Consider the following 11,713-nt stretch of genomic DNA (forward strand, 5'->3'; position numbering starts at 1 on the left):
CCATCGACGTACGTCAGGGCGTGACTCGAACCGCGTCGTCGCTCGGCCCGCGCCCGCCGGCAGCGACGCGGCTCTTCTCGAAGAAACGCGCGTGACGCGTCCACAGGCGGGAGTGGCGACCCCGTCCCGGACGACCCCCGACCCGCGCGCGACCGTTACCGCACCGAACACGCATTCGTTCCGACGACCCACACGCGACACCGAGACCACGACACCGATGACGAACTCTACGACGACCACGACACCGTACACGACTGACCGCGACGACGACGGAGAACCGACCGACGAACCCTTCGAGGGGGTCTACCCCGCGATGACGACCCCGTTCACCGGCGAGAACGGGATCGACCACGAGCAGCTCGCCGAGAACGCCCGCTACCTCGAGCGCGCCGGCGTCGACGGGGTGGTTCCCGTCGGCTCCACCGGCGAGTCCGCGACGATGACCCACGACGAGCACATCGAGGTCGTCGAGACCGTCCGCGACGCCGTCGACGACGTGCCCGTGATCGCGGGCACCGGCTCGAACAACACCGCCGAGGCGCTCTCGCTCTCGCGCCGGGCCGCGGAGACGGGCGCGGACGGGATCCTCCTCATCTCGCCGTACTACAACAAGCCCGAGCCCGAGGGGTTCAGAGAGCACTACGGGACGATCGCCGACGCGGTCGACCTCCCGCAGGTCGTCTACAACGTGCCCTCGCGGACGGGGCGGTCGATCCCGGTCGACGTCGTCGTCGACCTCGCGGAACACCCGAACGTCCAAGGGTACAAGGCCGCCTCCGGCGACTTAAATCGGATCAGCGAGATAGTCGAGCGCACCCGCGGGGAGACGTTCTCCGTGCTCTCGGGCGACGACGGGCTCACGCTCCCGACGCTCTCCGTCGGCGGGACGGGCACGATAAGCGTCGTCGCGAACGTCGAGCCGGAGCGCTCGTGTGCGATGGTCGGGTCGGCGCTCTCGGGCGATTACGACCGAGCACGGGAGCTCCACCACGAGCTCGCGCCGCTGGTCCGCGAGCTGTTCGTCGAGACGAACCCGATCCCGGTGACGGAGGCGATGTACGTCCGGGATCGTGGCGGCCCGCACGTCCGGTCGCCGCTCACCCGGCTCTCCGAGGAACGGCGCGAGCCGCTCCGTGAGCTGCTCGCCGAGTACGAGGAGGGGTCGCCGGAGGAGACGGAAGCGGCAGGGGAGACCGATGCCTCCGGGGGCGCGGAATGACCGGCGGCGCCGACGGCGACCTCCGGATCGCCGTCACCGGCGCGGGCGGTCGGATGGGTCGGGAAGTGATCGAGGCGGCGGCGGCTCGGGACGACGTCGAGGTCGCGCTCGCGGTCAACCGCACGCCGACGGACCCCGTCGCGGGCGTCGACGTCGCGGACGCGGCCCGGCTCGACGACCTGCTCGCCGACGCCGACCCGGACGTCCTCGTCGATTTCACGGGGCCGGAATCGGCCGTCGAGTACGCCGAGACCGCCGCCGAGGCCGGGGTGGCCGTCGTCACCGGGACGACCGGCTTCGACTCCGGGGGCACGGCGCGGCTCCGCGCCGCGAGCGAGGCGGTCCCCCTGCTGCGGGCGTCGAACTTCGCGCGCGGCGTCGCCGCGCTCCGGCGAGCGGTCCGCGAGGCGGTCGTGGCGGTCCCCGACTACGACGTGGAGCTGACCGAGACCCACCACAACGGGAAGCGCGACGCGCCCTCGGGGACCGCGAAGACGCTCCTCGACGACGTGGAGGGCGTCCGCGAGGAGGCCCGCGGAGACTCGGCGGGAGGCGACGGTCTCGATCGGCGGGTCCACGGCCGCGAGGGCGACAGCCCGCGCGAGCCGACCGAGATCGGCGTCCACGCGAGGCGTGCCGGCGACGTGACCGGCGAACACGAGGTGTTGCTCGCGGGCAACCGCGAGACCCTGTCTCTCACCCACCGCGCCGGCGACCGCGGCGTGTTCGCCGAGGGCGCGCTCGACGCCGCGGCGTGGCTGTCGGGACGAGAGCCCGGTCGGTACGAGTTCGACGACGTGCTCGGCGACGGTGTGAGCGAATGAGTGCGATAGGCATCGACACACATCGACGGGTAAATACCGTCGGTCGACCACGGGAGGAACAATGACGCTCGAATCCGACGTGTCCGACCTCTGGGAGCGGTACGAGGCCGGGCTCTCGGCGGCGGAGACGACGACGGACGACGCGGCCGTCCTCGACGACTTCCTCGCGGCGCTGGAGGCCGGCGAGGTCCGCGCAGCCGAGAAGACCGGCGACGACGTGACGACGTGGGCGGCCAACGAGTGGGTCAAACGCGGGATCCTGCTCAACTTCGCGCTCCGCGAGACCGAACCGCGCGAGTACGGCGGAGTGACCTACTACGACGTGTTGCCGCTCCGCGAGACCGACGATCTCGACGAGCGCGGCACCCGAAACACGCCCGACGGAACGGTCCTCCGACGCGGCGCGTACCTCGGGAGCGACTGTATCGTGATGAGCCCGGCCTTTCTCAACATGGGCGCGTACGTCGGCGACGGGACGCTCGTCGACTCCTGTGACACGGTCGGTTCCTGCGCGCAGATCGGCGCGGACGTGAAACTCGGCGCGAACACCCTGATCGGCGGCGTGCTCGAACCGATCGAGGACGCTCCGGTCGTGATCGAAGAGGGGGTCTCGCTCGGCGCGGGCTGTCGGGTCACGAGCGGGTTCCGGGTCGGCAAGAACTCGATCGTCGGGGAGAACACCCTTCTCACGCCGCGGATCCCCGTCTACGACCTCGTCGAGGAGGAGGTGATCTACGGCCACCTTCCCGCCGAGCGCCGGGCGTTCACGCGGATGGTCGAGTCCTCGGTCGGCGAGCACGACCTCTTTTCGGGCGGCGCGTACAAGCCCGCGGTCGTCGCCACGGACGTGGAGACGGAGACGCTGGAGGCGACGCGGCGCGAGGGGGCACTACGGGAATGAGCCGGCGGAACTCCGACGCCGAGGACGCCGACGCGAACCCGCCCGTCCGACGCGTGAGCGACTGGGACGCGGACCGGCTCGCCGCGCTCGCCGCCGAGCACGACACGCCGCTGTACGTCCAGGACCTCGACCGGGTCCGCGAGAACTGCGAGCGCCTGCTGTCGGCGTTCCCCGACGCCGACGTGCGGTACGCCGTCAAGGCACACACCGGCCGCGCGGTGCTGGAGGCGGTCCGCGAGGCGGGCCTCGACGCGGAGTGCGCCTCCGCCGGGGAGGTCGACCGCGCGCTCGCGGCCGGCTTCGGCGGCGACCGGCTCCACTACACCGCGGTCAACCCGCCCGCCCGCGACCTCGACTACGTCGTCGACGTCGCGGAGCGGGAGCCGGGGCTCACGGTAACGGCCGGCGCGGTCGACACCCTCGACCGTTTGGCCGAGCGCGGTTACGACGGCCGGCTCTGTCTCCGGGTGAACCCGGGCGTCGGGGCGGGCCACCACGCGAAGGTCACCACCGGCTCGGCGCCGAAGTTCGGCGTCCCCTACGACCGGGCCGCGGGCGTCGCCCGCGAGGCGGCCGAGCGGTTCGACGTGGTGGGCGTCCACGCGCACGCGGGCTCCGGGATCGATCCGGACCAGCTCGACAGCCACCGCGAGCTCGTCGCGCGGATGGGCGATCTCGCACTGGAGCTGACCGATCCGGATCCGGCCGACGCCGATCCCCTCGACCTCGAATACGTCGACGTCGGCGGCGGCTTCGGCGTTCCCTACCGCGAGGACGACGATCCCCTCGATCTGCCCGCCGTCGCCGACGCGACGCGAGACGCCGTCGGCGACCTCCGCGGACTCGCGCTCGCGATCGAGCCCGGCCGGTACGTCGTCGCCGACGCGGGCGTCCTCCTGACGCGGGCGAACACCGTGAAGCCGACGCCGGAGGGGACGGTCGTCGGCGTCGACGCCGGGATGACGGATCTGCTCCGCCCCGCGATGTACGACGCGTACCACCCGATCCGCAACCTCGGCGGGGCCGACGGCGAGCCGGCCCCGGCGGACCGCGAGACGGAGTCCGTCGCAGTCGCGGGACCTATCTGTGAGACCGGTGATAGCTTCTGTACGGATCGCGCGCTGGCGCGCCCGGCCCGCGGGGACCTCCTCGCGATCGGCGTCGCAGGCGCGTACGGATACGAGATGGCGAACCAGTACAACTCGCGGCCGCGGCCCGCGGAGGTCGCGCTCGCGGACGGGGAGGCGACGGTCGTCCGGCGGCGCGAGCGGCTCGCGGACCTCACGACGGCCGAGCGCGAGGCGGACGGGACGGCCGAGACGGAGGTGGGCCGATGAGCACTCACGCCGTCCCGGTCGAGAAGTACCACGGCACCGGCAACGACTTCCTCGTCGTCGACGCCGGCGAGGGCGTCGGCGACCGCTCGGCGTTCGCGCGGGCGTACTGCGACCGCGAGACGGGCGTCGCGGCCGATACGGTCGACGGCCCGATCGACGGCGCGGGCGAGCACGGAGACGCGACCGATGACGCCGCCGACTCCGCGGGTCGCCGCGGGGCCGACGGCGTCCTCTTCTTGGAGATCGGTGAGCGCTACCGACCCACCCGCGTCGTGATGACGCTCGTCCAGCCGGACGGCTCGACTGCCGCCATGTGCGGCAACGGCGCGCGCGTCGTCGCCCGCTGGGCGCACGACCGGACCGGTGACCACGAGTTCATGATCGACACGCAGGCAGGAACTCGCCGCGCGATCGTGAGCCCCGACGGAACCGAGGTGACCATCGAGATGGGGGTACCGCGGTTCGATCCTACCTCCGTCCCCGTCGACCGCGACGAACCGCTCGTCGAGGAGGCGATCGAGGGGTTGACCGTCACCGCGGTCGATACCGGCGTTCCGCACGCCGTGTCGTTCCTCGATGGCGGCCGCGACGACCCCGACGGGATCGACGCCGTCGACCTCGACGCGGTCGCGCCCCCGGTCAGGCACGCGGACGTCTTCCCACAGGGCGCGAACGTGAACCTCGCGGCGGTCGTCGACGCGGGCGGCGAGGGGGAGGACGGCCGCGACGACCCGGCCGTCATCGACCAGCGAACCTTCGAGCGCGGCGTCGAGGGGGAGACGCGTTCCTGTGGGACCGGCGCGGTCGCGATCGCCGCCGTCGCCCGCCGGTTGGGACTGATCGACGGCGACACGGCCGTGACCCGTCCTCCCGGCGGCGAGTTGCGCATCACGGTCCCGGACGACGACCACGCGACCCTCACCGGCCCGGTCGCCCGCGAGTTCTCGGGGCGGGTCGCCGCGGACCCGCGATGACCGACGCACGCGACGAGGTCGACGCCTCCCCCACCCCCGACACCGGCGAAACCGACTTCGATCCGGTGGCGTTCCTCGAGAGGGCGGTCACGACCCCCTCACACGAGGGCGTCGAGGAGATGCGTCGGCTGCTCGTGGAGACGCTCGAGGAGTTCGGCGTCGACGCCGCGGTCGACGATGCCGGCTGCGTCGTCGCCGAGAAGGCCTCGCCGGTCCCGGAGGACGGTCCGCACGTCGTCGCGAACACGCATATCGACACCGTCACCCCGAACGTCCCCTTCGAGCGCGACCGCGAGGCGACCGGTCCGGAGGCGGGAGAAACGGAGATATCGGGCGGGACTGGACCCGCGGACGTGATCCGCGGTCGCGGGGCGTGTGACGCCAAGGGACCGCTTGCGGCGATCCTGTACGGCTTTCTCGCCGCCGAGCCGGCGCGCGGCCGGCTCACTCTGGCGGTGACGCCCGACGAGGAGACCCTCTCTCTGGGGGCCGCGGCGCTGACCGGCAAGCTGCCGGGGACGGACGACCGACTCGACGGGGACCTGTACCTCGTCGGCGAACCCACCGGCCTCGACGTCTGTACGGCCGCGAAGGGTCGGTTCCAGGGAACGATCGAGCTCTCCGGCGAGGCGGCACACGCGGCAGAGTTCGCGGGCGCGAACGCGGTCGCGGCCGCGGAGGGGGCGCTCTCCGCGATCCGCGGGTTCGACGCGGACGCGGACGACCACCCACAACTCGGCCCGCCGAAGCTCACGCCGACCGTCGTCGATGGCGGCGGGGCGACGAACCAGGTGCCGGCCGACTGCGCGGTCACGGTCGACCGGCGGAGCGTCCCCCCCGAAACGGCGGGGGGGTTCCGGAGCGCGCTCGAGGAGGCGGTCCGGGCCGCGATCGATTCGATGGACGGGAGCGCGGCGGCCGTCGACGTCGACGTCGCCCTCACCGACCGTGAATCTCCCTTCTTCGAGGCGTTCTCGACCGATCCGGATCACGAGTTCGTCGGCACCGTCGCGGAGGCGGCGCGGTCGGCGGCCGCGGACGCCGGACTCCCGATCGGTCGCGGCGGCGCGGTTCGGCCGTTCGGTGCGGCCACGGAGGCCTCGTACTTCGCGCCTGCGCCCACCGTCGTCTTCGGGCCGGGCGACCTCACGGACGACGCCGGTGCGGTGGCTCACGCCGAACGCGAGTACGTCAGGGTTCGGGAGATCGAGGCCGCGGCCGCGACGGTCGCGGACGTCCTCCACCGGACGCTCGGGTGAGGCGGGGCGCGCAGGGTACGCGCGCGGTTCGGGTGAGGCGGGACGTGCGCGATCGGTTCGGCCGCTCGCCCCGCGCTACCCGACGAAGAAGTCGATCGCGTCGTGTTTCGACTGGCCCTTGTACAGCTCCGAGTAGCCGCAGCTCGCACACGAGACGACGACGAACCGGCGGTTCTGGACGTCGAACAGCTTCGTGAGTCCCGTCCCGCTCGTCGCGATCTCGTCGGTCTCGGTCCCCTCGCTGCCGCATTTCGGACAGCCCGAGTCGCCATCCGATCCGAGCGTCTCCGCGTCGGCGTCGGCGCGGCTCTCGTTCCAATTTCCGCTCTCGTCGTCGTACTCGGCGCGACCGGGACCGGGGCCGTCGTCGTCGCCGGTCGCTCGCTCGCCGCCGTCGCTCCCGGCGTCCGTCGAGTCGTCGCCGAAGACCGAGTAGCTCGTGTCGTTGTCGTCGGAGGGCATCGTCTCGGCCCAGAACGGTCGTGAATAAAGCCTTTCCGGCGGCTCTCACGGCGGCGGCCGGAGTCATCTCCGCTTGACGCCCACGAAGTACGCCGGGTTACTGCTCCATCGACGCTCGAACGTCGTCCGGATGGCGAAGACGACGTCCCACCCGTCGACGGCCCGGAATCGGGCCCGGAGTTCGTCGGGCGAGATCCCGTACGACCCTCCACCGGCGCGGCGGGCGTCACCGAGTACGCAGTACAACCCCCCGCTCGGGACGACCGCCGACAGCCCGTCGACGAACCGGTTCCGTTCGCCGTCTCCGAGGACGTGGAGCATCGCCGAGTCGACGACGGTTCGGAAGGAGAACCCGGCGTCCCGGAGCCCGTCGAGGTCCAGCGCGTCCCGGACGAGGAAGTGCGCGGGCACCCGCCTTCTCGGCAGCCTGCCGGATGGCGAGCCGTGAGAGATCGATGCCGAGGACTTCGTGGCCTTGTCGAGCGAGAAACAGCGAGAGCTCGCCGGTGCCACAGCCGACGTCGAGAACCGGCCCGCGGACGAGTCCGGCCTCGGCCAGACGGACGAACGCCCGCTGTGGTCGACCGATGTCCCAGTTTGGGACGCCGGCGTACGCCGGCACGACGCACAGTTCACCCGCGTTCGCCTCTCGAAAGGCCGCAACCTCAAAGAACACCGTTCAGACTTCATCCTCTGCGAGTACCAGACTCGTTCGGATGTTGACCTGACCGAGTGGGACATTCAACAGGTTCGCGCGATCTACAAGCGCGACGAGTGGCGTCTTCAATTCGTCTGTCGCACCGTCATCGACCCGGATTCACCGGGCGACGAGGTGGCCGGTGTTAACCTCGGGATCTGTAACTTCGCCGCCGTCTCTTTCGGCGGCGAATCGGTGTTGTATCCCGGTGGCGCACTCAAAGAGGACGAATACTACTTTACGAAGAAGAAGGCAAAATGCGACGATTCCTCGTCTCGTGAGGCCGCCCGTCTTGACCGGACGCGGACTGGTCGCCGGACACACTTCTTACACGCACTCTCGAAAGCGATTGTCAAGGAGTGTATCGAACGAGGTGTCGGGACTCTTGTCGTTGGCGACCTCGGCGGGATCCGAGCGGACGACGAGAACGGCGAACCACGCAACTGGGGCGACCACGGCAATCTTGACTTGCACGGGTGGGCGTTTGACCGCTTCACGGCGCTACTCGACTACAAGGCGGAAGCCGAGGGTATCGACGTGGAGTTGGTGTCGGAACGCGCTACGTCGAAGTCGTGCTCGGCGTGCGGCCACACAGACGACAACCAACGTGTCGAACGTGGGTTGTACGTGTGCGAGGAGTGCGACACGGTTGCGAACGCGGACGTGAACGGTGCGGTGAACATTCGACAAAAGGTACTCCCGAGTCTCGCCACGGATGGCGTTGACGAGACGCATCGCGTCTCGTCCGCACACCAGAACGCGAAGCGTTCTGGGGACGGCGATAGGGATAACGGCTGGTTGGCACAGCCAGCGGTTCACCCGTTCGACCGCAGAGAGGGCAGTTTCGCCCCGCGAGAACAGGTCGTGAACCGCGAACCGTAATATCCCAACTCAGCGGTATGGTGCCGTGGGATTCCCGCGTCTTCAGGCGCGAGAGGATGTCAATCGGGGATACACCACCGGGAGCATCCGTCTGCGGCCGAGCGTCCGTACGGATCCGTACGGCTACCTAGCGGTTACAACAGGAATCGGTCCTCGTGTTCGTCGATGTCGACGAAGTCGTCGACGGCGTCGACCAGCTCGTCAGCCGTGGAGCTGCCGAGACCGATCGCCTCGACGCGGACGCCCTCGTGTCTGAGGTGCGAACAGAGCCGGGCGAAGTCGCCGTCGCCGGTACACAACACGACGGTGTCGACGTGGTTCGCGAGCGTCACGGCGTCGAGGCTCATCCCCACGTCCCAGTCGGCCTTCTTCGAGCCGTCCGCGAACGTCTTGATGTCCTTGATCTTGGCCTCGAAGCCGATGTCGCGGAGCGCCTCGAAGAAGCTCTCCTCCTCCGGTGAATCCGCGCGGATCACGTACGCGATGGCCCGGACCAGCGAGCGCTCGCGGACCGCCTCCTCGAGCAGCGCCGAGTAGTCGATGTTCCGCGAGTAGCGGCTCTGTGCGGAGTGATAGAGGTTCTGTGAATCGGCGAGAATACCGACGCGCTGTGCGGGATGAGTGTCGACCATACGGGACCGACCACCGGCTCCGGCTAGGGTCTTGGGATCCGTCGCGAGCGCGTGGCGGACCCGCGAGCCCGGCCACACCGATCCGCACAGTCAATTTTTCACGGGTGTAGTAACCGTTTTTTGCCCCACCGCCGAAGGGCCGGTATGACGAACGATAGCGACGGTCGCGCCGTCTGGACGCGGGAGGCCGCCGGCCGGATCGAGCGTACGGACGACACCGTCGCACCGGTCATCTATCCGCCGGAGACCGACCGGTTCGACGGGTTCCACGTCTGGGACACGTGGCCCCTGCGGAACCGCGACGGCTCGCTCGCGGAGATCGGCGGCTACCGCGTCGTCTGCGCGCTCACGACGACCGACGACCTGCTCCCGGGCAAACGCCACGACGTGGCGTCGATCCACTACTTCACGTCGCCGGACGGGGAGTCCTGGAGCCACGGCGGTCCCCTCTTCTCGGGCGACGCGCTCGGGTCGCGGCAGTGGGCCGGCTCGACGATGGTCGACGACGGCGACGTCTACGCCTTCTACACCGCCGCGGGCGAGCGCGGCGAGGACGACCTCGCGTACACCCAGCGGATCGCGGGCGCGACCGGCGGCAGGGTCCACGTCGACGACGACGGCCTCCGGATCGACGGCGAGTGGGACCACGAAGTCCTGCTCGAGCCGGACGGAGACCTCTACGAGCGCGAGGCGCAGTCGCGGGGGATGACCTACACCTTCCGCGACCCGTGGTTCTTCGAGGACCCCGGAAGCGGCGAGACGTACCTCCTCTTCGAGGCGAACACGCCGGTACCGGAGGGGGCGGACCCCTGTGACGGGGACCCCGAGGCCGCAGAGTTCAACGGGAGCATCGGGATCGCGCGCTCGCCGACCGGCGACCCGATCGAGTGGGAGCTGGAGCCGCCGCTCCTCGACGCGGTCTGCGTCAACCAAGAGCTGGAGCGACCGCACCTCGTCGTCCGCGACGGCACCTACTACCTGTTCGTCTCCAGCCACCAGCACACGTTCGCGCCGGGGATCGTCGGCTACGACGCGCTGTACGGCTTCGTCGCCGACGACCTCCGCGGCGAGTACCACCCGCTGAACGGCCACGGCATGGTCGCAAGTAACCCCGCGAACGCGCCGTTCCAGTCGTACTCGTGGACCGCCTACGACCACGGCGGAGAGGTGCTCGTCGTCAGCTTCTTCAACTACTACGAGTACGTCGGCGAGAGCCTCGACGGAATCGCCGAATTGCCCGAGAGCGAACAGCGCCGCCGGTTCGGCGGAACGCTCGCGCCGACGCTCCGGCTCGGTCTCGACGGCGACCGGACCGAGTTGCTCGGCACGCTCCGACACGGCTCCCTGCCGCTTCCCTCCGAGGAACTCTCCCCCGTGGACCGCGGCGGTCGGCCGCGCGGAACCGACCGAGACGACGGTTCCTACCGGTCCTAACGGACCAGATCCGGCAGCGCCGACACGTCGATCCGCGCGGGATCGGGCGGCTCCGCGTCCGGGTCGTCGACGACGGCGAGATCGCCGAGAGACGTCGATTCCGGGGCCGTTTCCCCCGCGGCCCCCGCGAGGACGACCACGCCCCCGCGAGCGAGCGGCGCGACCACGCCCGCCGCGAGCGTCCGCGGGTCCGCGAAGGTCGTTCGCACGACGACCCGCGTCCCGGCGTCGATCCCGCGCTCCGTCGCCACGACCTCCGCCGCGTCGAGCAGCCGGCGGTGCGAGACGTCCCCGCGCTCACTGCGGACGACGGGGTCGTTCGGAGAGACCATCGCGGGCGGCGTGGCGGGGTTCTCGCTCCACAGCTCCTGCTCCCAGTGCGTCGTCTCCGATCGCTCGGGCGGGCCGTCGAACGCGGCGAGGTTCGTTCCCGGCTTCGGGTCGAGCGAGCCCTCGCGGTCGACGGGGGCGACCACGACCCGGTCGCCCGCCGCGATGCCCGCGATCGGATCGAACCGAACCGCCGCGCCGAGCCCCGCCGCGCCGAGGAACGCGAGCGTCGCGTGGAGCCCCGGGGTCGGGTCGACGGCGACGGTCGACCCCTCGCGCGCGCCGAGGTACCGAAGCACGTTCGCGGCCTTGTACGCGTTGGTGATCAGGTCGTGAGCGGTCCGCTCGCGGCCGTCCGGCGTGACGAGCGCCGGATCGCGGCTCCGCCGGTCGCGCGCGAGCAGGTCGCCGACGACCTCGGTTCCGTTCACGCCTCAGGGCGCGCCCGCGACGACCATCCGGGAACCGTCCGCCTCGAACGAGAGCGTGCGGCTCGACTCGGGGTCGACGCGGACCGCGTCTCCGGCCGCGAGCGGGATCGACTCGCCGTCGACCTCCATCGTCGCCTCACCTTCGAGGAGGACGTACACCTCCTCCTGGCCGTCCCCGGCGTGGTCGTGTTCCATTCCGTCCCAGTCGGCGTCGGCCTCGACGACCGTGACGCCGAGCTCCGCGCAGTCGAGCGCCTCGCGGAGGAAGTACATGCCGGGCGCTCTCGGTTCGACGTCGGTGTAGGTGGCCTCGTCGTAGCCCATACCGTCA

12 protein-coding genes and 2 pseudogenes are annotated in these 11,713 nt (G+C 70.8%); 8 read left to right on the top strand and 6 right to left on the bottom strand.

The window, feature by feature from the left end; genetic code table 11:
* Positions 1 to 217: 217 nt before the first annotated feature.
* From dapA to FN829_RS03205, 6 genes are all read left to right on the top strand, one after another.
* On the top strand, positions 218 to 1,219 hold the full coding sequence (gene dapA / locus FN829_RS03180; protein WP_142985560.1) for a 4-hydroxy-tetrahydrodipicolinate synthase: 1,002 nt from the start codon (positions 218 to 220) through the stop codon (positions 1,217 to 1,219).
* Positions 1,216 to 2,043, top strand: coding sequence for a 4-hydroxy-tetrahydrodipicolinate reductase (gene dapB / locus FN829_RS03185; protein WP_142985561.1), 828 nt, complete (start codon positions 1,216 to 1,218; stop codon positions 2,041 to 2,043). Before dapA ends, dapB begins: the two co-directional genes overlap by 4 nt.
* 61 nt (positions 2,044 to 2,104) lie before the next feature.
* Positions 2,105 to 2,944 carry a 2,3,4,5-tetrahydropyridine-2,6-dicarboxylate N-succinyltransferase gene (locus tag FN829_RS03190; RefSeq protein ID WP_142985562.1) on the top strand — a complete coding sequence of 280 codons (840 nt, stop codon included), beginning with the start codon at positions 2,105 to 2,107 and terminating at the stop codon, positions 2,942 to 2,944.
* Positions 2,941 to 4,281 carry a diaminopimelate decarboxylase gene (gene lysA, locus FN829_RS03195; RefSeq protein WP_142985563.1) on the top strand — a complete coding sequence of 447 codons (1,341 nt, stop codon included), beginning with the start codon at positions 2,941 to 2,943 and terminating at the stop codon, positions 4,279 to 4,281. The genes FN829_RS03190 and lysA overlap by 4 nt, the downstream gene beginning before the upstream one ends.
* Complete coding sequence (dapF, locus tag FN829_RS03200; protein ID WP_142985564.1) at positions 4,278 to 5,255, top strand: diaminopimelate epimerase; 978 nt, start codon at positions 4,278 to 4,280, stop codon at positions 5,253 to 5,255. Before lysA ends, dapF begins: the two co-directional genes overlap by 4 nt.
* The gene (locus FN829_RS03205) at positions 5,252 to 6,514 is read left to right on the top strand and encodes a M20/M25/M40 family metallo-hydrolase (protein WP_142985565.1); all 1,263 of its coding nucleotides are present in this window, start codon (positions 5,252 to 5,254) and stop codon (positions 6,512 to 6,514) included. Before dapF ends, FN829_RS03205 begins: the two co-directional genes overlap by 4 nt.
* Before the next feature lie 75 nt (positions 6,515 to 6,589).
* On the opposite strand, the gene FN829_RS03210 is transcribed toward FN829_RS03205, so the two are convergent.
* The 3 genes and pseudogenes from FN829_RS03210 to FN829_RS16395 form a co-directional block, all read right to left on the bottom strand.
* On the bottom strand, positions 6,590 to 6,976 hold the full coding sequence (locus tag FN829_RS03210; RefSeq protein ID WP_142985566.1) for a zinc ribbon domain-containing protein: 387 nt from the start codon (positions 6,974 to 6,976) through the stop codon (positions 6,590 to 6,592).
* Between the two features lie 63 nt (positions 6,977 to 7,039).
* Positions 7,040 to 7,387 (bottom strand): hypothetical protein, encoded by a 348-nt coding sequence (locus FN829_RS16390; RefSeq protein ID WP_321169394.1) that lies wholly within the window; start codon positions 7,385 to 7,387, stop codon positions 7,040 to 7,042.
* A gap of 49 nt (positions 7,388 to 7,436) precedes the next feature.
* Positions 7,437 to 7,652 (bottom strand): annotated as a pseudogene (locus tag FN829_RS16395) (hypothetical protein); the annotation flags it as partial.
* On the opposite strand from FN829_RS16395, the pseudogene FN829_RS03220 reads away from it, so the two are divergent.
* Positions 7,593 to 8,555: pseudogene (locus tag FN829_RS03220) on the top strand (RNA-guided endonuclease TnpB family protein); the annotation flags it as partial. The pseudogenes FN829_RS16395 and FN829_RS03220 sit on opposite strands and share 60 nt — an antisense overlap.
* Positions 8,556 to 8,689: 134 nt before the next feature.
* Here FN829_RS03220 and FN829_RS03225 read toward each other — a convergent pair.
* A complete protein-coding gene (locus tag FN829_RS03225; protein WP_142985567.1) occupies positions 8,690 to 9,187 on the bottom strand; it encodes a LabA-like NYN domain-containing protein in 498 nt (165 codons plus the stop codon).
* A 144-nt stretch (positions 9,188 to 9,331) separates the two neighbouring features.
* On the opposite strand from FN829_RS03225, the gene FN829_RS03230 reads away from it, so the two are divergent.
* Positions 9,332 to 10,621, top strand: a complete 1,290-nt coding sequence (locus FN829_RS03230) for a glycoside hydrolase family 68 protein (RefSeq protein ID WP_142985568.1) — start codon at positions 9,332 to 9,334, stop codon at positions 10,619 to 10,621.
* Here the strand turns inward: FN829_RS03230 and FN829_RS03235 are convergent.
* A complete protein-coding gene (locus tag FN829_RS03235; protein ID WP_142985569.1) occupies positions 10,618 to 11,382 on the bottom strand; it encodes a hypothetical protein in 765 nt (254 codons plus the stop codon). The two genes, FN829_RS03230 and FN829_RS03235, sit on opposite strands and share 4 nt — an antisense overlap.
* Before the next feature lie 3 nt (positions 11,383 to 11,385).
* Positions 11,386 to 11,706: a cupin domain-containing protein gene (locus FN829_RS03240; protein ID WP_142985570.1), complete on the bottom strand. Its 321-nt coding sequence runs from the start codon at positions 11,704 to 11,706 to the stop codon at positions 11,386 to 11,388.
* Positions 11,707 to 11,713: the final 7 nt, after the last annotated feature.

It is taken from the genome of Halorubrum cibi, from assembly GCF_900182635.1.
In the GTDB taxonomy this organism is placed as follows: domain Archaea; phylum Halobacteriota; class Halobacteria; order Halobacteriales; family Haloferacaceae; genus Halorubrum; species Halorubrum cibi.

What these genes read in the sequence shown, in the direction of transcription:
- dapA (WP_142985560.1), top strand. Translation starts at nt 218, where the DNA reads ATGACGAACTCTACGACGACCACGACACCGTACACGACTGACCGCGAC.
- dapB (WP_142985561.1), top strand. Translation starts at nt 1,216, where the DNA reads ATGACCGGCGGCGCCGACGGCGACCTCCGGATCGCCGTCACCGGCGCG.
- FN829_RS03190 (WP_142985562.1), top strand. Translation starts at nt 2,105, where the DNA reads ATGACGCTCGAATCCGACGTGTCCGACCTCTGGGAGCGGTACGAGGCC.
- lysA (WP_142985563.1), top strand. Translation starts at nt 2,941, where the DNA reads ATGAGCCGGCGGAACTCCGACGCCGAGGACGCCGACGCGAACCCGCCC.
- dapF (WP_142985564.1), top strand. Translation starts at nt 4,278, where the DNA reads ATGAGCACTCACGCCGTCCCGGTCGAGAAGTACCACGGCACCGGCAAC.
- FN829_RS03205 (WP_142985565.1), top strand. Translation starts at nt 5,252, where the DNA reads ATGACCGACGCACGCGACGAGGTCGACGCCTCCCCCACCCCCGACACC.
- FN829_RS03210 (WP_142985566.1), bottom strand. Translation starts at nt 6,976, where the DNA reads ATGCCCTCCGACGACAACGACACGAGCTACTCGGTCTTCGGCGACGAC.
- FN829_RS03225 (WP_142985567.1), bottom strand. Translation starts at nt 9,187, where the DNA reads ATGGTCGACACTCATCCCGCACAGCGCGTCGGTATTCTCGCCGATTCA.
- FN829_RS03230 (WP_142985568.1), top strand. Translation starts at nt 9,332, where the DNA reads ATGACGAACGATAGCGACGGTCGCGCCGTCTGGACGCGGGAGGCCGCC.
- FN829_RS03240 (WP_142985570.1), bottom strand. Translation starts at nt 11,706, where the DNA reads ATGGGCTACGACGAGGCCACCTACACCGACGTCGAACCGAGAGCGCCC.